Source organism: Bacteroides sedimenti (genome assembly GCF_040365225.1).
Classification (GTDB): domain Bacteria; phylum Bacteroidota; class Bacteroidia; order Bacteroidales; family Bacteroidaceae; genus Bacteroides; species Bacteroides sedimenti.
Window position 1 is genome coordinate 3,687,980 of the sequence record NZ_AP028055.1, and the last position, 19,143, is coordinate 3,707,122.

Below are 19,143 nucleotides of genomic sequence, written 5' to 3' on the forward strand. Positions count from 1 at the left end.
GTGGGAGAAGTATTTAGCTGCTATCGCCAACAAATCAAGTTCCACTTACTAGTTGGTAAAATCGGATATTGCACGCTGTTCAATAGTCTATTTAGTGCAGTAAGAATGGATAGATTAAGTTATTGCTTAAATCCATGCAATGTTAATAAAATGATTAATCTTCAGGTTTAAAGACTCCGCTGAAGAGCAGCCCTCCAAGAATTCCCATCAGAATGTAGGCAACCTGTTCGCCTATGTTACCTACATTTACAATTGTGGTATTTAAAAAAACATTGCTCAAACCGAATAATGTTTTGCTACCAGGCACCAACATGATGATTCCTTGCGTAACATATACAACTTTGGGTGTTTTGGTTATTTTACTGAATAAATGGCTGAAGATAACCACTCCGATGGAACCGACGAATGTACTTAACAGAATTCCCGCAACAGAAAACGAATAGGTAAGAAAGAAACCTACAGCCCCTGTCAATACACCAAATAACATATCTTTTTTACGGACTTGGAAAATGGGGAGCAAACTGATTGAGAACAAAGGGATTGCCAAAAAGATAATCCAATTGGGAATATTAGAGTAATGATTGAAAATCTCAAAGTTGATCAGGAATTTTAAGCTGGTTAGTCCCAGGATTACTCCGAAAAACTGCTTGAATAAGGAGATCAGTGCGTCGAATAGCTTCGCGGTTCCGGAAACAAGGCTCTTTGAGGTAATCTCTTCAAGAGCTGTGGTGATGGCCAGTCCGGGCACAAAGATAATTATTGCAGAGATAATGGTTAACCCAACGTTCAAATCAGGAAAGACCAATGATAATAGTCCGGCAATGATAGTAGCAAGAAATGAGGCTATCGATTCGAGTACGGAATTTAAATAGACATACTTTGTTGATAGATAAGTTAAGAGATAAACAAATGCACCTAATAATAAGGCGAAGAACACGGATATCCAATTGCTTCCAATCATTAGATTGAACATGCCCGCAGAAAGGGCATAAGCAATGGTTAATGCCAGATGGTTGACTTTTACCGTTTTTTCATGAATGGTTTTCAGCCGGCTGTCGATTTCCGTTATATCAATTTCGTTTGCAATCAGTTTGTCCGTAGTCTCTACAATTCTTGAAAAGGCACCCAGATTCAGAGTTCCCGGAGCAACACTTTCAATGTAATTATAGGTTTGCTCATCACCATTTTCGTAGAATACATAATTTATCCAGGTGGGCGAATCCATGAAGGTGCCCCTTACACCCATGTTTTTGGATACTTTGGATAGATATGCCTGAATTCTGTAGGACGGAATACCATAATTATGCAGGGCTTTCCCCAACTGAATGATGAATTTGTACTTTTCGGGTATGCTCATTTGTTCTGAATATTTGAGCGGCAAAAATACTCTTTTATTTTGAATCAATACATTCCAAAGATCTAATTTTACAACCTGGGCTTACGATGTTTAAACGGAGGAGAAAAGCAGTATATTCAATATCTCCATCAACTACCATTTATTGTCACAATTTTCAGAGAAATAAACTCTTTATTGACTAGCTAACCAAAAAACAATGATGACTGCATAAGTTGTGCTCAATCCAAATGAGACATAGTTTTTTGCGTCCAAAAATAAAAAGAGCCATTTCAATCCATAATATATGATGAAATGGCTCTTTAAATTATATTGTAAATGTTGATAAATGGTAATCTTGTAATTACCTTCGTTAAAATCAGATGTATTAATATAGCTCTGTTGGTCTCTTAAATATTGCTGATTGTATTAATAAGCAACGTATTTATTTGAAAACTTGTTTCATAGGTCGGCCTATCCACACTTGAGGAGTTTTCAGATTAAAAATGTATGCAATTGTCGGAGCTACATCGAACTGCATCATACTTTCATTAAATTCGGGATTCTTTTTTATGTTCTTTCCCGAAATAATGAACGGGGTTTCCATTTCCTCCATTGTTTTACCACCATGTCCTTTGTTTATTCCACCATGGTCTGAAGTAATTATAAAGATGGTTTCTTCTAATATACCAGCATCTTTAGCTGCATTTACTATCTGTCCAATATATGAATCGAGCTCCTTTAAAACCTGGTAGTATTCAGGAGTATCATGTCCTTTTGAATGCCCTATTCCATCTGGGTTGTCAAATATAACTCCTAAGAAATTTGGTTTTGACTTTTTTATATACTCAACAGCTTTTTTTGCTGTGATTGATGGATCGTTTTTCCTATCTTTAATTTCCTCGTAGTAATTCATGGCTTTTATATCAGCCAGAAAATACATGCCTTCCCACTCATAGATGTATCCTATTTCAGCATTGGGGTCAGAATCTCTCAATAATCCCCAGACGGTAGGAAAGATGCCATAATGACTAATTTCTCGGGAAGGAAGTTCGGGTTTTTGCGAGCCCCATTCGGTATATCCATGAAGCTCAGGGCCTGCACCCATAAACATTGAGGCCCAATTTACTGCGCTTGATGACGGGAGTACGGTTCTTTTCTTTAAGGTATATGCACCTTCCGACATTAGTCTTTTGACAGTGGGCATCTCTGCTTTCTCTACACTGTAAGATCCCCATCCGTCTAATCCGATAAAAATTACATGTTTTGCTTTCCATTTAGCTGCATCTGCAGAATTTACGATAAGAAATAAACAGGATATCACCAATAGAATACTCTTTTTCATTTTTATTTAAGTGTTAACAAATAACCCGTTGTCAGAAAAATATCTGGTTGAAATTATTTCCTCCAATGGGTATAATATATTATATTAATAAACTGTAAGATCACTAAAGACAAACCTTGTAATCAATAGTTGTATTTTTATGCTTCCAGGTCAAGAATCTCTTCGGGACAGAACGTTAGCTTTTCTGCTCCATGTTCATTTATAACCCATGAGTTTTCAATTCCAACAGGGCCAATTCCCGGTAAAACAATCTTAGGCTCGAGAGCAATAACCATCCCTGACTCCAGTTCTTGCTTTACTTTTGGTGCAAGAACGGGGGCTTCGTTTATTTCGAGACCAATACCATGTCCAACGAACTTAGCTTGTTGCTTGGTTCCCATAAACTTATCCTTGAATCCAGCTTTGGTTACGATGTCGATAGCCTTGTTATAAAGAGTTTCACATACAGCACCGGGCTTCGCCAAAGCAATGACTTCAGATTGAATTTCCAGGCAAACCTGATGTGCACGGTAAGCCTCTTCACTAATTTTACCGATTGAAAATACGCGTGACATGTCGCACATATAGCCGTTGAAATTACCACCCAAATCAACCATTACCGTATTTCCCTTTTCCAGTTTGGTTCCGTTCAATCCTCCCGGCAGGGCAGGACTCAAGCCCTTTCCCCCTAGAGAAAAATCGTATGGAGATGGAGCCTCGGCATTGCTTCCGGTAAGTACACTCCCAAAGAAAATTTCCATGCTTTGACCAAATACGCGGAATATTCCCAGACATCCTTCTAAACGCATGATGCGTTCAATTTCAATTGAGAACTGACGGTCGTCCATTCCCGAGCAGTAGATGGAGGGAATCTGCATGTATGCACGTGTATGTGCTGCACCAGCTTGACGGAACATTTCAATCTCTGTCTCTGTCTTGATGCTACGTGCGGCACGGATAATTGGAGTTCCGTTAACGCAACGTGCAGACGGAAAAATATTTGCCAGACGCATATATTCTGTATAAGGCATCTGATCTCCTTCAAGCATCATTGTTTCAGGGAAAGGTATATTCTTTTCTGTAAGAAACTCCGCTATTTGTTCCGGTTTGCGGATATAATGAATCTGTTTCCCCCTTAATCCACTTGGTCGTTTAATAAAATACCATGGTTCACCTGTAACCGGTAGGTAGCAATAACCGCTGAGAACTTGTCCGCAAGTATATAGAAGGTTCACATTGCAGGAAATTAAAGCTGCATCAATATTGGACTGCATCATTAATTTTCTTATTTTCTCCTGACGCAGTGCTAATTCTGTTGAAATTTTCATTTTTTGTTGATAGGTTTTTTGGTTTTTGTGGAGTCTTCCTTAACCTTAGATTGATCATTATCCATGGCGTCGGGAATAACTCTGTTAGGTACGGCCATTTCAATATCCCAATGAGGAACAATATCGTCATTAGCCTTAAAAGGAACCTGTATCGGATTGTATACACTGACCTCAACCATTGTAATTCCGGTTCTGATTAGGTCGATTTCTTTGGCTGCACTGTATGAAAGGTCGATAATATAGCCTCGACCAAATGGCCCTCTATCTGTTACTTCTACGACAACTTCCTTATCATTCTTCAAATTTTTCACTTTCAAAAGGGTGCCGAACGGATATGTGCGGTGAGCACAAGTTAGGCTATCGTTATGATAACGAATTCCGCTTGCAGTCCTTTTTCCCTGCATCTTTTTCCCGTAATAAGTAGCTTTCCCTGTTTCTTGTGCAGAAGTGCTGATGCTGATTGTGGCCAGCAGAAACAATACAAATAAAATTTTGTTGACCATATATTCTCTGTTTATGGATTAACAGTAGTGGCAACAAAGGTAAGAATTATTTTTTAAAATTGAATAATAGCTGTATAAAAACGACTTCCCGCTCTTCTCTCGAGGAGCGGGAAGCAAAAAAGGATAAAAATACAACTAAACGAAATTCTGCTTTTGTCTATACTATTCCCTGTGCCATCATGGCATGGGCTACTTTCATAAATCCGGCAATGTTTGCTCCTTTCACGTAGTTAATGTATCCATCAGATTCTGTGCCGTATTTTACACACTGTTCATGGATACCGTACATTATTTCATGAAGTTTGCTATCAACTTCTGTAGCTCCCCAGCTAAGATGCATTGCATTCTGGCTCATTTCCAGACCGGAAGTAGCAACTCCACCGGCGTTAACTGCTTTTCCTGGTGCATACATAGTTTTGTGCTCGATAAACAGGTCGATAGCTTCGGGGGTACATCCCATATTTGAAATCTCTCCCACGCATAAAACATTGTTTTCTATAAGTTGTTTCGCATCTTCTCCATTCAGTTCGTTCTGGGTAGCACAAGGCAAGGCTATATCTACCTTTACTTCCCAAGGTCTCCGATCTGGAATGAATTTGGCGTTGAATTTCTTTGCGTATGGTTCAACAATGTCTTCACCGGTTGCACGAAGTTCGAGCATATAATCTATTTTTTCTCCACTAATTCCAGCTTCATCGTAGATGTATCCATCTGGTCCAGAAATAGTGACAACTTTAGCTCCAAGTTCGTTTGCTTTAGTAACTGCTCCCCAAGCTACATTGCCAAATCCAGAAACTGCAATTGTTTTTCCTTTGATATCAATTCCTTTTGTTTTTAACATCTGATTCACGAAGTACAATCCGCCGAAACCGGTTGCTTCCGGACGAACCAGAGAACCTCCATATTCAAGTCCTTTTCCGGTGAAGGTTCCGGTGAATTCACGAGCCAGTTTCTTATACATACCGAACATATATCCAATCTCACGTGCTCCAACTCCTATATCACCAGCCGGTACATCGGTGTCTGGTCCGATATGGCGCCATAGTTCAAGCATGAATGACTGGCAGAAACGCATAACTTCTGCATCAGATTTTCCACGGATAGAGAAATCGGAACCACCTTTGCCACCTCCCATCGGAAGTGTGGTAAGAGCATTCTTAAATGTTTGTTCGAAGCCAAGAAATTTCAGTATGGATAAATTGACTGAGGCATGGAAACGGATACCACCTTTGTATGGGCCAATGGCATTATTGAACTGAACACGGTAACCAAGATTTACTTGTACGTCTCCGTTATCATCTACCCAGGGCACTTTAAAGGTAAATATACGGTCGGGTTCCACTAATCGTTCTATGATACGGGCTTTTTCAAATTCGGGGTGTTGATTATAGACTTCCTCGATAGAGATGAGCACTTCCCTGACTGCTTGAAGATATTCCTTTTCACCAGGGTGTTTTGCTTCCAGTGAAGCCATAATTAGTTCGATATTCATAATATAGTATTTTTAAAGGTTGATGATAAAATGTAAAATGAATACCCTACAAAGGTAGTTGTTTTCTGTAAATAACCTAATTTATTTGTAACTTTATTGATGAAAAAATGATAAAATGATATTTTGACGTTTTAGGTGAGACTTTTCAATCCATTTTTTGCATAAGCCAAAAAAAATCCGCAAATTTGTTACTTTATAATAATCCGATTTTCTTATGCTTAGCAAACTCAAATTAAGCCAATTATATTTCAAAGATACATCTTTTGCCAATCTGATGACCAGAAGAATATTCAACGTATTACTTATCGCAAATCCTTACGATGCGTTTATGTTGGAAGATGACGGTCGGATTGACGAGAAAATATTTAATGAATATGCCTCACTTAGCTTACGATATCCTCCCCGATTTACCCAAGTTTCGACAGAAAAAGAGGCTTGGGCGGAACTGGAGGATATGCAGTTTGATTTAGTGATATGTATGCCAAGTACCGATAAAAGTGACTTCTTGGCTACAGGGCGTAGTATCAAGGAAAAATATCCACAGATTCCGATTGTAGTACTCACGCCATTTTCCCACGGAGTGAGAAGACGCATAGCCAATGAGGACTTAAGTGCTTTTGAATATGTTTTTTGCTGGTTGGGAAATACAGATCTGCTTGTTTCGATCATCAAACTGGTTGAGGATCAGATGAATGTAGAGCATGATGTGGCTGAAGTTGGAGTACAGTTGATTCTGCTGGTGGAAGATTCCATTCGTTTTTATTCATCCACTTTACCAAGTATTTATAGATTTATCTTGCAGCAATCGCAGGAATTTGCCACGGAAGCGTTGAACGATCACCAAAAGACTTTACGAATGCGTGGACGACCGAAGATTGTCCTGGCTCGTACATATGAAGAAGCGACTGAAATATATAATAAATTTCAAAACAATATTCTGGGAGTAATTACTGACGTGAGATTTCCCCGTGAAGGAAAAAAGGATGCTATGGCTGGCATCAAACTGTGTGACGAAATCAGAAAGAAAGATCCCTTTGTTCCGTTAATTATCCAATCGGCAGAAAAGGATAATCAGGTATACGCAAACCGGTATGGAGCAAGTTTTGTGGACAAGAATTCCAAAAAGATGGATGTTGACCTTCAACGTATTGTGAAGGACAAATTTGGTTTTGGAGATTTTATTTTCCGGAATCCAAATACAAATGCGGAAGTGGCAAAGGTGAGAAACCTGAAAGATCTTCAGAATATTATTTTTGCTGTGCCAAGTGAATCATTGTCTTATCATATCTCCCGAAACCATATTTCACGCTGGCTATATTCAAGGGCAATGTTCCCAGTGGCAGAGTTTCTAAGACAGATTACTTTCGATGAGGTGATAGACATTGATGTGTACCGGAAAATTATTTTCGAGGCGATTGTAAAATACAGAAAGATGAAGAATCAAGGGGTAGTAGCTATTTTTAAGCGGGACCGTTTTGATAGATATTCGAATTTTGCCCGCATCGGTGAGGGTTCATTAGGAGGGAAAGGAAGAGGACTGGCATTTATTGACAATATGGTAAAACGCCATCCTCAGTTCGATGAATTTGAAAACGCCAAAGTGGCTATTCCAAAGACGGTTGTACTTTGCACCGATATCTTTGACGAATTTATGGAAACGAATAACCTGTATCAGGTGGCTCTTTCGGATATGGAAGATGATGCGATTCTAAAATACTTCCTGAAAGCAAAACTACCTGAACGGTTAATCGAGGACTTTTTCACTTTCTTCGATGTAGTAAAATCGCCGATTGCCATCCGCTCTTCTAGTTTGCTGGAAGATTCACATTATCAACCATTTGCCGGGATTTACTCCACTTACATGATTCCATATCTGGATGATAAATATGAAATGCTTCGCATGTTGAGTGATGCGATAAAAGCGGTCTATGCATCTGTATATTACAGCGACAGTAAGTCATATATGCAAGCTACTGCTAATGTGATTGATCAGGAAAAGATGGCAGTCATTTTGCAGGAAGTGGTGGGGAATCAATATGGAGAAAGATATTATCCTTCCATGTCCGGGGTAGCAAGATCACTGAACTATTATCCGATTGGCGATGAAAAACCAGAAGAAGGAACCGTGAATATTGCTCTGGGACTGGGAAAATATATTGTTGATGGAGGAATGACTCTGAGGTTCTGTCCTTACCACCCGAATAAAGTGCTTCAAACAAGTGAAATGGAGATTGCACTGAAAGAGACCCAGACCCGCTTTTATGCGCTCGATTTGAAGAATATTGGAGAGGAATTTTCTATAGATGATGGATTTAATCTGTTGAAACTTCCTGTAAAAGAGGCTGAAAATGATGGAGCCTTGCGGTATATAGCTTCTACTTATGATCCATATGATCAGGTGATTCGTGATGGAATTTATCCAGGTGGACGAAAACTGATCACTTTTGCAAATATCTTGCAACACGACGTGTTTCCGCTTGCACAAATTCTTCAACTCGCTATGAAATATGGAGAGAAGGAAATGCGTCGTCCTGTGGAAATTGAATTTGCTGCCACATTGAGTACCGAGATAGATAAATCAGGCACTTTCTACCTGTTACAGATCCGACCAATTGTAGATAGCAAGGAGATGATAGAAGAAGATCTTACCCAGGTTGAAGATAAAGACTTATTGTTGAGTTCGAATCATGCTTTGGGACACGGCATCATGAATGATGTTCATGACATTGTTTACGTAAAAACAGATAATTACAGTGCATATCACAATCAGGATATTGCATACGAAATTGAAAAACTGAACAAACAGTTCTTGGATAAGAAAAAGAATTATATTTTGGTAGGACCAGGCAGATGGGGCTCCAGTGATACATGGTTGGGTATACCTGTTAAATGGCCACATATCTCTGCAGCTAGGGTGATTGTTGAGGCCGGGTTGACAAACTACCGGATTGACCCTAGTCAGGGAACTCATTTCTTTCAGAACCTAACCTCGTTTGGTGTGGGTTATTTCACTATAAACTCCTATATGAACGATGGCATTTACGACCAGGATTTTTTGAATGCCAAAGAAGCTGTTTTTGAAACGAAATATCTCCGTCACATACATTTTGAAAAGCCAATGGTGGTAAAGATTGATGGAAAGAAGAATATCGGAATTGTGATGAAACCCCAATAATAATTAGTGAGATTCAATAATAGTATCAACTTAAATTTGAGAATTATGAAACAATCCCTTTTGCTAATGATGATGTTCTTTTTTATTTCATGTTCAAGTGCACAGGAACTGACCTCAATCAAGTTGAATGCACCCGATCTGACCCGTGGGGATAATGTTATGAAAGCATTATCAAACCGTAAATCCACCCGCGAATACTCTGATAAAATGCTAAGCATTCAGGACCTCTCTGACTTGGTATGGGCAGCCAATGGCATAAATCGCCCGAGTGAATCGAAGAAAACAGCTCCATCTTCTCAGAACCGGCAGGATATAAAGATATATGTCTGCACGGCACAGGCTAATTACCTTTATAACCCGAAAACAAATATGCTGGATTTTATCAGTGAGGGCGATGTGCGCCCGCTAAAAGCACCAGTATGCCTGATTTTGGTTTCGGATACAAATGAAACCTGGGGAGCGATTGATGGCGGAATTGTTTCTCAAAACATATCAATTTTCTGCTCCGGGATAGGACTGGGAACAGTTCCAAGAGCACAGATGGATAGTGCTGGGTTGACAAAAGCATTAAAATTGACCGGAACGCAGACATTGATCTTAAATCATCCGGTAGGATATTTTAAATAAACAGGAGTCCTTGTATGAAAATATACTTTTGTACAAGGACTTTCTATACATAAACCTAATTAATAAACACATGAGAAAGATTTATTTAGCGCTGCTGATTCTTGTCTGCAACATGCCGTTGTTTGCGCAGAAAGATTATCAACCAGCCAAAGAGAACTTAGAAAACAGAGCTGAATTTCAAGATGCTAAATTTGGTATGTTTATTCACTGGGGCATCTATAGTATGCTGGGAAGCGGTGAATGGGTAATGCATAATAAAAATATCAACTGGAAAGAGTATGAGAAACTGGCCGCTGGATTCTATCCCTCCAAATTTGATGCAGCAGCATGGGTATCGGCAGCCAAGGCAGCCGGTATGAAATACATCTGCTTCACCACTCGCCATCACGATGGCTTCTCTATGTTTGGTACCAAGTACTCCGATTTCAATATAGTTGATGCTACCCCCTATAAGAAAGACATTGTTAAGGCACTGGCCGAAGAGTGTAAAAAACAAGGACTAAAGCTTCACTTGTACTACTCACACCTGGATTGGCGTAGAGACGATTATTACCCTCTGGGTCGTACCGGCCACGGTACAGGCAGAACCACACATGGGAAGTGGAGCGATTATATGAATTTTATGAATAATCAGCTTACCGAACTGCTTACCAACTATGGACCGATTGGGGCAATCTGGTTCGACGGATACTGGGATAAGGATCAGGACCCTACTTGGGACTGGAATTTGGGCGGACAGTATGCATTGATTCATAAACTGCAGCCGGGATGTATGATAGGAAACAATCACCACAGTACACCACTGCCGGGAGAAGATTTTCAGATGTTTGAACGCGATCTGCCAGGACAGAATACAGCCGGACTTTCTGGTCAGGATATTAGTAAACTACCGTTGGAAACTTGCGAAACCATGAATGGCAGCTGGGGCTACAATATTACAGATAACAATTATAAATCGACCAAGGAGCTGATTCTGTATCTGGTAAAAGCTGCCGGCAATAATGCGAACTTACTGATGAATGTAGGTCCTCAGCCTAACGGACAAATGCCTGAAGTGGCTGTACAACGTTTGAAAGAGGTGGGTGAATGGATGAAAGTGTATGGTGAAACCGTTTATGGCACCCGTGCCGGACAGGTTCCCGTTCGCGACTGGGGAGTAACAACTCAGAAGGGTAACAGGCTTTTTGTACATATCCTCAACCTGAAAGACAATGCCTTGTTCCTTCCGGTTACAAGCAAAGTGAAAAAGGCTTCATTGTTCAAGAATAAGACTGCAATCAAATTCAAACAGGATAAAGAAGGCATCTTGCTGTATTTGCCAGAAGTTCCAACCGATATTGATTACGTAGTTGAATTGTCTCTGTAAGAGATAAAATTGATAAACAGATACGGGCAGTTGCATCATCCGATGTGGTTGCCCGTTTTTGTATGCGAATTTTTATTTCTATTAATTCCTTTCTTCGTTCCATCTAGGTCTACCCTTCTAGTACACCCGGATGGAGGAGCTCTGTACACCCGGATGTAAGGGTGGGGTACACCCGGGTGTACAGGAGAATTTCTCTAATTGAAAAGAAAATTGATCGTATACAAACTGTTTGTTACATTCCTGAAATCTTTTTTGATGGATCGATATCGGGTTTTATCCCCATGTTGAACATGATGAACGAATAGATATCGGTTTGTTCATCTATTACTTTGCTGATAGGCTTTCCTGCGCCATGACCAGCTTTGCTGTCTATACGAATAAGAGTTGGATTCTTACCATTGCTGGCAGCCTGAAGAGCCGCGGCATATTTAAATGAGTGTGCCGGAACCACCCGGTCGTCATGGTCGGCAGTGGTCACCATTATGGCAGGATAAGTAACTCCTTTCTTCAGAGTGTGAAGCGGGGAGTAAGTCTTAAGGTATTCGAACATCTCTTTGCTGTCTTCGCTGGTTCCATAGTCGCTTGCCCAATTCCATCCGATGGTGAATTTATGATATCGAAGCATATCCATTACTCCAACTTCTGGAATAGCAACCCTGAAAAGGTCTGGCCGTTGGTTTACACAGGCTCCAACTAGTAGCCCTCCATTGGAACCTCCTACAATAGCAATCTTCTTCTTACTGGTAAATTTGTTGGCAATTAGGTATTCTGCTGCCGAAATGAAGTCGTCAAACACGTTTTGCTTTTGCATTTTTGTTCCGGCCACATGCCATTCCTCACCATATTCTCCACCTCCGCGAAGGTTGGTCTGAGCATAGATACCTCCGTTTTCGAGGAAAGGAATACGGAAAGTAGAGAATCCCGGGTTGAGGCTGATATTAAATCCACCATATCCGTAAAGAAACACAGGATTGTTACCATCTCTTTTCAATCCTTTCTTATAGGTTAGAAACATCGGAATCTTTGTCCCGTCTTTGCTTGGATAGAATACCTGCTCGGTAACAAATTCATTTGGGTTGAAATCTACTTTCGGAGCACGATACAGGGTGGATTCATTGGTCTCGACATTATATTTAAATACTGTCCCGGGATAGGTGAAGGAGGTGAAAGAGTAGAAAGCGAGGTTGTCTTCTCTATCACCACTGAATCCTACTGCACCCAATCCCGGCAGTTTAACTTCATGAAGCAGTTTGCCGTCGGTATTGTAAACAAATGCATGGTTGGAGGCATCCTTGTTGTATGTAAGCACAAGCTTACCTCCAATAATTTCGGATCCGGCAAGAACGGAGGTTGATTCTGGTATAAGTTCCTTCCAGCTGTCAATTTTAGGCGAAGCGATGTCGGCAACCATTATTTTACTCTTAGGAGCTTTATAGGTAGTTGAAAAATATATCTTGTTGCCAATAACATCAATCGGAGAATAGTCGAAGTTATGATCGGAAGTCAGCTGCTCAATCGGCGCATCTGCTTTTGTCAGGTCCTTCATAAAGAGGGTGTTTCCGCGCCCTTCACCCGATTCATAAATGAAAAGAACGTGTTGGTCCTCACTTACTGAGGCTGAATAAAATCGTTTTGGGTATTTAGGGTTCTGATAAACCAGAATGTCTTTAGATTGTGGCTCTCCTATTTTATGGTAGTAAATTTTGTGATTCTCATTGATGTTTGAAAACTCTTTACCAGTTGCAGGTGCATCGTATGCACTATAGTAAAATCCATCTTCCTGCCAGGAGGCTCCTGTGAATTTAGCCCACCGGATGTGGTCGTCAAGCAGTTTTCCTGATGCAAGATCCATGACATAGATTTCTCTCCAGTCCGACCCGCTTCTCGATATTGTATAGGCTAAGTATTTACCATCTTTTGAAAAAGAGATACTCGTCAGCGCCACAGTGCCGTCATCAGAGAGTTTATTGGGGTCAAGAAATACCTTCGGTTCGTCGTTTAGTGAATTCTGAACATAAAGAACACTCTGGTTTTGCAAGCCATTATTTTTATAAAAATAATATTTTCCGTTCTTTTTGAATGGTGCTCCAATTTTTTCGTAATTGGCAAGGTTGGTAAGTCTTTCCTTTAGTTTCTCTCTGAAAGGAATTCCAGACAGATAATCAGTGGTAACTTTGTTTTGTGCTTTTACCCAGGCTGCTGTTTCCTGAGTTGTGTCATTCTCAAGCCAGCGGTAAGGATCGGCTACTTTTTCACCAAAGTAAATATCAACCGTGTTGCCTTTCTTTGTAATAGGGTAAACTATTTTCCCTTTTTGTCCGTAAGTGTTTACAGCAATCATTCCGCATGCCAATAATAATGTCACTTTTTTCATTGTTGGTTTTATTTATAAAAGTTGAATTTTTATGAAAACACAAATGTATGTAAAAAAATAACATTGTCAAAGCTGTTTTCACTGATTATATCTGAACAGTTTATAAAACAATAAAGGCGGTCCAACTGGGCCGCCTTCTATATTATTACCTATTGTTTTACTGATTACACAATTCCTTGTGCCATCATTGCTTTTGCAACTTTCATGAAACCTGCAACGTTTGCACCTTTCACGTAGTTTACATATCCATCAGCATCTGTTCCATACTCAACGCAAGCTGAGTGGATGCTTTGCATGATGCTCTTCAGTTTATCGTCAACTTCTTCTTTTGACCAGTTTAATCTGATTGAGTTCTGAGTCATTTCAAGACCTGATACTGATACACCACCGGCATTTGCAGCTTTACCCGGAGCGTAAAGAATCTTAGCATCCTGGAATACTTTAACTGCTTCTGGAGTGCTAGGCATGTTAGCACCTTCACTAACAGCAATACATCCGTTTGCTACCAATGTACGGGCGTGGTCGCCATTCAATTCATTCTGAGTTGCAGAAGGAAGAGCGATGTCGCATTTTTCACCCCATGGTTTAGCTCCTTCTACATATTTGCAGCCATATTTTTCTGCATATTCACGGATACGACCTCTGTAAAGGTTCTTAAGTTCCATGATGTAGTCAAGTTTTTCGCGGTCGATTCCGTCTGGATCATATATGTATCCATCAGAATCAGAGCAAGTCACAACTTTACCACCTAATTCAAGAACTTTTTCGATAGTGTATTGAGCAACGTTACCTGAACCGGAAACTGTACATACTTTACCATTCAGGTCAGTGCCTTTAGTCTTCAGCATTTCCATCAGGAAGTAGATGTTACCGTAACCTGTTGCTTCAGGGCGAATCAAAGAACCTCCGAACTCAAGACCTTTACCGGTAAAGGTTCCTGTAAATTCTTTAGCAAGCTTCTTGTACATACCGAACATGAAACCAACTTCACGGCCACCAACACCGATATCACCTGCAGGAACGTCTGTGTCAGGACCAATATGGCGCCACAATTCCAGCATGAATGATTGTACAAAACGCATAACTTCAGCATTTGACTTTCCACGAGGAGAGAAGTCAGATCCACCTTTACCACCACCCATTGGCAATGTTGTCAGAGAGTTTTTGAATGTCTGTTCAAATGCCAGGAACTTAAGAATTGAAAGGTTTACCGAACTATGGAAACGGATACCACCTTTATACGGGCCAATTGCATTGTTGTGCTGAACGCGGTAACCCATGTTTGTCTGGATATTACCTTTATCGTCCATCCATGTTACTCTGAACTGGAATACTCTGTCTGGAATACAGAGACGTTCAATTAGGTTGGCTTTGTCAAATTCAGGATGTTTGTTGTACTCATCTTCGATGGTAGAAAGTACTTCTTCTACTGCCTGGTGATACTCTGGTTCGTTAGGGAACCTTCTTTTCAGATCGTCTAATACCTTACTTGCGTCCATAAGATTTCTTTTATTGGTTGTTGTATGTTAAAAAAGATTGTTTTTCTAAGTTTGTGGTTGCAAATGTATGCTTTTAATTTAATATACCAAACAAATTATAAATAAAATATGCGATAAAATAGCATAATGGTTATATTTTGTATTTTTAGTAACTAAAAGATATTATTTTCTTTGTTTTTTAGACTTAAATACAATACTGAGAAATGGTATGCCATTAATTTCCGGTGAGAGGATATTCAGATCATCAATTCGATTGTCGGATCTTTATCCGGATAGCAAAGTGTTATTTAAAGAATGCGAATTCAAACAGATTGCGAACGGGCATGGTGCAATGCTTGGACGTTTGATTTTAATTTTTCAAAATATAATGGGGCAGCAAATATAAACAGCTTGTGTTTAATATTTACCGCCCCGAAGAGTGTTACCTATTAACGTTCTTTTCCGTTCGCAGCAACAATAGCATCAATCACAGCAACAGCTGTAATGTTTACAATGTCGCGAACAGAGCTTTCGCTATCTGTAAAGTGAATAGGTTTATTTAGACCCATTTGGATAGGGCCAATCAGTTCTGTATCGCACATAGACTGAATTAGCTTATAACCAGAGTTGGCAGAGCTAAGATTAGGGAATATCAATGTATTTACATCCTTTCCAAACAGCTTGGTGAATGGATATTTAGCATCACGAAGTGCTTTGTTCAATGCAAAGTTTACCTGCATTTCACCGTCAATAGCCAGATCTGGATAGGCATCCTGCATCTTTCTTACAGCTTCATGTACTTTGGCCGGACTTCCTGCAGGGTCAGAACCGAAGTTTGAATAAGAAAGCATTGCCATTACCGGTGTCTGATTGAAGAAACGAACGGTTTCAGCAGCCAGTTTGGCAATATCAGTCAATGTTTCTGTGTCCGGGTGACGGTTGATCAATGTATCTGCAAGGAAATATGTTCCTTTCTTTGAATTCAGGATGTGCATTGTACCGAAATGGTTATATCCTTCTTTTATTCCGATAACTTCTTTAGCAACCTTAATGGTGTTGGTGTATTTTGTGTAGAGACCGGTGATGAAAGCATCAGCTTCGCCTGTTTCTACCATCATCATACCAAAGTAGTTACGTTCGAACATCTTATCGGTTGCTTCATCGTAGTTGGCACCTTCACGAGCACGTTTTTCAGTCAGGATTTGTGCATAACGATCGCGACGTTCTGTTTCACGGTCATGACGAAGGTTTACGATTTCAATACCGTCCAGATTCAGATCAAGCTCTTTTGCTGTCTTTTCGATACGTTCTTCGTTACCTAATAATATAGGATGACAGATACCTTCATTCTTTGCTTCTACAGCTGCTCTCAACATATTAGGATGTCCGCCTTCTGCAAACACTACCTTTTTAGGATTGCTGCGTGCCATGTCATACAACTGACTAGTTAGCTGAGATTCGTATCCCATCAGTTCGCGGAGACGTTTCTTGTATGCATCCCAGTCTTCAATTGGTTTGCGGGCAACTCCTGATTCCATAGCAGCTTTTGCCACTGCCATTGATACTTCAGTGATCAAACGTGGGTCAACTGGTTTCGGAATAAAGTATTCTGGTCCGAATGTAAGGCTACTTACATTATAAGCTTTGTTTACAACATCCGGAACTGGTTGTTTGGCTAATCCGGCAATTGCTTTTACTGCAGCAAGCTTCATCTCTTCGTTGATGGCGCATGCACGTGTGTCAAGAGCACCGCGGAAAATATATGGGAAACCGATAACGTTGTTAATCTGGTTAGGATAATCTGAACGTCCGGTTGCCATTAATACATCAGGGCGTGATGACATTGCATCTTCGTATGATATTTCAGGAACTGGATTTGCAAGAGCAAATACAATTGGGTCTTTTGCCATTGAACGGACCATATCCTGTGAAAGCACATTACCTTTTGATAAACCAAGGAATACATCAGCATCTTTAACTGCTTCGGCCAAAGTGTGAATGTCTGTACGAGAAGTTGCAAAGAACTTTTTAGATTCGTTCAGGTCAGTACGCGAAGTTGATATTACACCTTTACTATCAAGCATCACAATGTTTTCTTTGCGTGCTCCAAGTGCAATGTATAATTTGGTGCAGGAGTTGGCAGAAGCACCGGCTCCGTTCACAACGATTTTTACCTCTTCAATCTTCTTTCCAGCCACTTCGAGTGCATTTACCAAACCTGCACTCGAAATGATTGCAGTTCCGTGTTGGTCATCATGCATTACTGGAATGTCTAGTTCTGCTTTTAAACGAGTTTCAATTTCGAAGCACTCAGGAGCTTTGATATCTTCAAGGTTGATACCTCCGAAAGTCGGAGCAATAGCTTTCACTGCTTCGATAAACTTTTCGGGATCTTTCTCGTTTACTTCAATATCAAAAACATCAATTCCTGCATAAATTTTGAAAAGTAATCCTTTACCTTCCATTACGGGCTTTCCAGCCATAGCACCGATATCTCCAAGACCTAGTACAGCTGTACCATTAGAGATTACTGCAACCAGATTTCCTTTTGCAGTATAATCGTAAGCTGTCTGTGGTTCTCTTTCAATTTCTAGACAAGGTTCTGCCACTCCGGGAGAGTAAGCTAAAGATAAGTCAGTTTGTGTACTGTAGGGTTTGGTAGGAATTACCTCGATTTTTCCGGGCTTACCCTGTGAGTGATAGAGTAGAGCCGCTTCTTTTGTTATTTTAGCCATTTTGTTGTGTGATTAATCATATATTCACCACAAAGCTACAAAATAAAGTTGTAAATTGTAGTTTTTTAAATGTCAAATAATACAGATTGTTGCAAATAGATTGTAAAATAACTAATTTTGTAGCCTAAAAAAATAGAAAATGGAAAGATTGATATTTAAACATACGGTTCCTATTCAACTTCGATTTAATGATTTTGATGCGTTGGGGCATGTTAATAACTCGGTATATTTCTCCTTCTACGATCTGGGAAAAACATTTTATTTTAAAGAAGTAGTTCCTGGCATTATTTCAAGCAATGAAGTAGGAGTGGTTATTGCAAACATTCAGGTAAGTTTCTTGTTATCGGTTTATCCGAATGAGAACGTTGCTGTGCAGACTGCAGTTACCGAAATAGGAAATAAAAGCTTTAAATTGCTTCAGCAACTGATTGACGTTGATACGAACGAAGTTAAATCAATTTGCCAGACGGTAATGGTTGGTTTTGATGCTAAAACAAAAACGACCCGACCGATTTCTGAAGAATGGAGAAAAGCCATAACAGAATTTGAGGATAGGGGAGATCTGAGCAAAGCGGTTTAACTAATTGGCACTTTCTGGCACGATCTTAGTTGATTAATAAATAAGGATAGTATCACAACACAGCAGACTACTTTTAACCACTTTAGGATCTGTCCTTACTTCTTTAGTTCTTGTCAGATAAGTGTTGATATAATTGTTTCTATAAGCATTTTTTCAAACCTAGTGATTTCTATTTCGTTCTTTATTCAACAGAATGCAACTCGCAATATTCAGCACTTTCCTGTAAAGACTATTTTTTCTCTTTAAATTAATACAGCTGTTTTATACTTATATTACCATAAATGTGGTAATTAAATCCCATTTGAAAAGCTAATGGAAAAACCACCAAGTAAATAGCAAGAATCAAAAATCTATGTTATCACAATGTGATTACTCACAGAAAGAATATTTTTCGAAAGACTGGCGTGTGCAGTATTCACGAACTCACGGTTTATGCTATAAAAACAGGACTTATTGATCCAACTGAATATTATAATATAGATATTAAATGTTTAAATATATAGAAATCAGTTAGATGTATTATTTTCGTGGGTTGATTATTTGTTTTATTTGAAAAAAAGATCTGCTTTTTGATATAAATTTGAAGGCTACTCTCCAGTCTGATAGGTGTTACTTATTATTTCTAATGCAAAAGAGTCATTTTCAACCAATATCGTGGATTAAAAATGACTCTTTTATATTATATCTTTATAAGAAGATTATGAATGATAATATAAAACTTTATCATTCGTATCCAGGGTTTTACATCTCATTCTCTTTTTTTATCAACTAGTAAAGCTGATGATTTACAGCAGAAAAAGATGAACTTACCATCAAAGGATCTACACT

General features: G+C 39.5%; 12 protein-coding genes and 1 pseudogene. 5 read left to right on the plus strand and 8 right to left on the minus strand.

Features of this window, described 5'->3' with window-relative positions; translation table 11 throughout:
- Window positions 1-154: 154 nt before the first annotated feature.
- The 5 genes from ABWU87_RS14665 to gdhA form a co-directional block, all read right to left on the minus strand.
- Window positions 155-1,357, minus strand: a complete 1,203-nt coding sequence (locus ABWU87_RS14665; protein WP_353331985.1) for a threonine/serine ThrE exporter family protein — start codon at window positions 1,355-1,357, stop codon at window positions 155-157.
- Window positions 1,358-1,778: 421 nt separating this feature from the next.
- Complete coding sequence (locus ABWU87_RS14670; RefSeq protein ID WP_353331987.1) at window positions 1,779-2,678, minus strand: alkaline phosphatase; 900 nt, start codon at window positions 2,676-2,678, stop codon at window positions 1,779-1,781.
- A gap of 137 nt (window positions 2,679-2,815) precedes the next feature.
- Window positions 2,816-3,985: a M24 family metallopeptidase gene (locus ABWU87_RS14675; protein ID WP_353331989.1), complete on the minus strand. Its 1,170-nt coding sequence runs from the start codon at window positions 3,983-3,985 to the stop codon at window positions 2,816-2,818.
- Window positions 3,982-4,488 carry a septal ring lytic transglycosylase RlpA family protein gene (locus ABWU87_RS14680; protein ID WP_353331991.1) on the minus strand — a complete coding sequence of 169 codons (507 nt, stop codon included), beginning with the start codon at window positions 4,486-4,488 and terminating at the stop codon, window positions 3,982-3,984. Before ABWU87_RS14680 ends, ABWU87_RS14675 begins: the two co-directional genes overlap by 4 nt.
- A 157-nt stretch (window positions 4,489-4,645) precedes the next feature.
- On the minus strand, window positions 4,646-5,980 hold the full coding sequence (gene gdhA / locus ABWU87_RS14685; protein WP_353331993.1) for an NADP-specific glutamate dehydrogenase: 1,335 nt from the start codon (window positions 5,978-5,980) through the stop codon (window positions 4,646-4,648).
- A 214-nt stretch (window positions 5,981-6,194) separates the two neighbouring features.
- Between gdhA and ABWU87_RS14690 the strand changes: the two genes are divergently transcribed.
- From ABWU87_RS14690 to ABWU87_RS14700, 3 genes are all read left to right on the plus strand, one after another.
- Window positions 6,195-9,155: a PEP/pyruvate-binding domain-containing protein gene (locus ABWU87_RS14690; protein ID WP_353331995.1), complete on the plus strand. Its 2,961-nt coding sequence runs from the start codon at window positions 6,195-6,197 to the stop codon at window positions 9,153-9,155.
- 45 nt (window positions 9,156-9,200) lie between these two features.
- Window positions 9,201-9,782, plus strand: a complete 582-nt coding sequence (locus tag ABWU87_RS14695) for a nitroreductase family protein (protein WP_434533893.1) — start codon at window positions 9,201-9,203, stop codon at window positions 9,780-9,782.
- A 70-nt stretch (window positions 9,783-9,852) separates the two neighbouring features.
- Entirely contained in the window at window positions 9,853-11,148 is a 1,296-nt protein-coding gene (locus ABWU87_RS14700) for an alpha-L-fucosidase (RefSeq protein ID WP_353331997.1), read from the plus strand.
- 232 nt (window positions 11,149-11,380) lie between these two features.
- Here ABWU87_RS14700 and ABWU87_RS14705 read toward each other — a convergent pair whose 3' ends face one another.
- From ABWU87_RS14705 to ABWU87_RS14715, 3 genes are all read right to left on the minus strand, one after another.
- The gene (locus tag ABWU87_RS14705) at window positions 11,381-13,522 is read right to left on the minus strand and encodes a prolyl oligopeptidase family serine peptidase (protein WP_353331999.1); all 2,142 of its coding nucleotides are present in this window, start codon (window positions 13,520-13,522) and stop codon (window positions 11,381-11,383) included.
- Window positions 13,523-13,686: 164 nt separating this feature from the next.
- Window positions 13,687-15,021 carry an NADP-specific glutamate dehydrogenase gene (locus ABWU87_RS14710; protein WP_353332000.1) on the minus strand — a complete coding sequence of 445 codons (1,335 nt, stop codon included), beginning with the start codon at window positions 15,019-15,021 and terminating at the stop codon, window positions 13,687-13,689.
- Between the two features lie 428 nt (window positions 15,022-15,449).
- Complete coding sequence (locus ABWU87_RS14715; protein ID WP_353332002.1) at window positions 15,450-17,735, minus strand: NADP-dependent malic enzyme; 2,286 nt, start codon at window positions 17,733-17,735, stop codon at window positions 15,450-15,452.
- A gap of 139 nt (window positions 17,736-17,874) precedes the next feature.
- On the opposite strand from ABWU87_RS14715, the gene ABWU87_RS14720 reads away from it, so the two are divergent.
- On the plus strand, window positions 17,875-18,315 hold the full coding sequence (locus ABWU87_RS14720; protein WP_353332004.1) for an acyl-CoA thioesterase: 441 nt from the start codon (window positions 17,875-17,877) through the stop codon (window positions 18,313-18,315).
- Between the two features lie 308 nt (window positions 18,316-18,623).
- Window positions 18,624-18,818: pseudogene (locus ABWU87_RS14940) on the plus strand (helix-turn-helix transcriptional regulator); the annotation flags it as partial.
- Window positions 18,819-19,143: the final 325 nt, after the last annotated feature.

Excerpts from the sequence above, each read along its gene's own strand:
- ABWU87_RS14665 (WP_353331985.1), bottom strand. The coding sequence starts at position 1,357 with ATGAGCATACCCGAAAAGTACAAATTCATCATTCAGTTGGGGAAAGCC.
- ABWU87_RS14670 (WP_353331987.1), bottom strand. The coding sequence starts at position 2,678 with ATGAAAAAGAGTATTCTATTGGTGATATCCTGTTTATTTCTTATCGTA.
- ABWU87_RS14675 (WP_353331989.1), bottom strand. The coding sequence starts at position 3,985 with ATGAAAATTTCAACAGAATTAGCACTGCGTCAGGAGAAAATAAGAAAA.
- ABWU87_RS14680 (WP_353331991.1), bottom strand. The coding sequence starts at position 4,488 with ATGGTCAACAAAATTTTATTTGTATTGTTTCTGCTGGCCACAATCAGC.
- gdhA (WP_353331993.1), bottom strand. The coding sequence starts at position 5,980 with ATGAATATCGAACTAATTATGGCTTCACTGGAAGCAAAACACCCTGGT.
- ABWU87_RS14690 (WP_353331995.1), top strand. The coding sequence starts at position 6,195 with ATGCTTAGCAAACTCAAATTAAGCCAATTATATTTCAAAGATACATCT.
- ABWU87_RS14695 (WP_434533893.1), top strand. The coding sequence starts at position 9,201 with ATGAAACAATCCCTTTTGCTAATGATGATGTTCTTTTTTATTTCATGT.
- ABWU87_RS14700 (WP_353331997.1), top strand. The coding sequence starts at position 9,853 with ATGAGAAAGATTTATTTAGCGCTGCTGATTCTTGTCTGCAACATGCCG.
- ABWU87_RS14705 (WP_353331999.1), bottom strand. The coding sequence starts at position 13,522 with ATGAAAAAAGTGACATTATTATTGGCATGCGGAATGATTGCTGTAAAC.
- ABWU87_RS14710 (WP_353332000.1), bottom strand. The coding sequence starts at position 15,021 with ATGGACGCAAGTAAGGTATTAGACGATCTGAAAAGAAGGTTCCCTAAC.
- ABWU87_RS14715 (WP_353332002.1), bottom strand. The coding sequence starts at position 17,735 with ATGGCTAAAATAACAAAAGAAGCGGCTCTACTCTATCACTCACAGGGT.
- ABWU87_RS14720 (WP_353332004.1), top strand. The coding sequence starts at position 17,875 with ATGGAAAGATTGATATTTAAACATACGGTTCCTATTCAACTTCGATTT.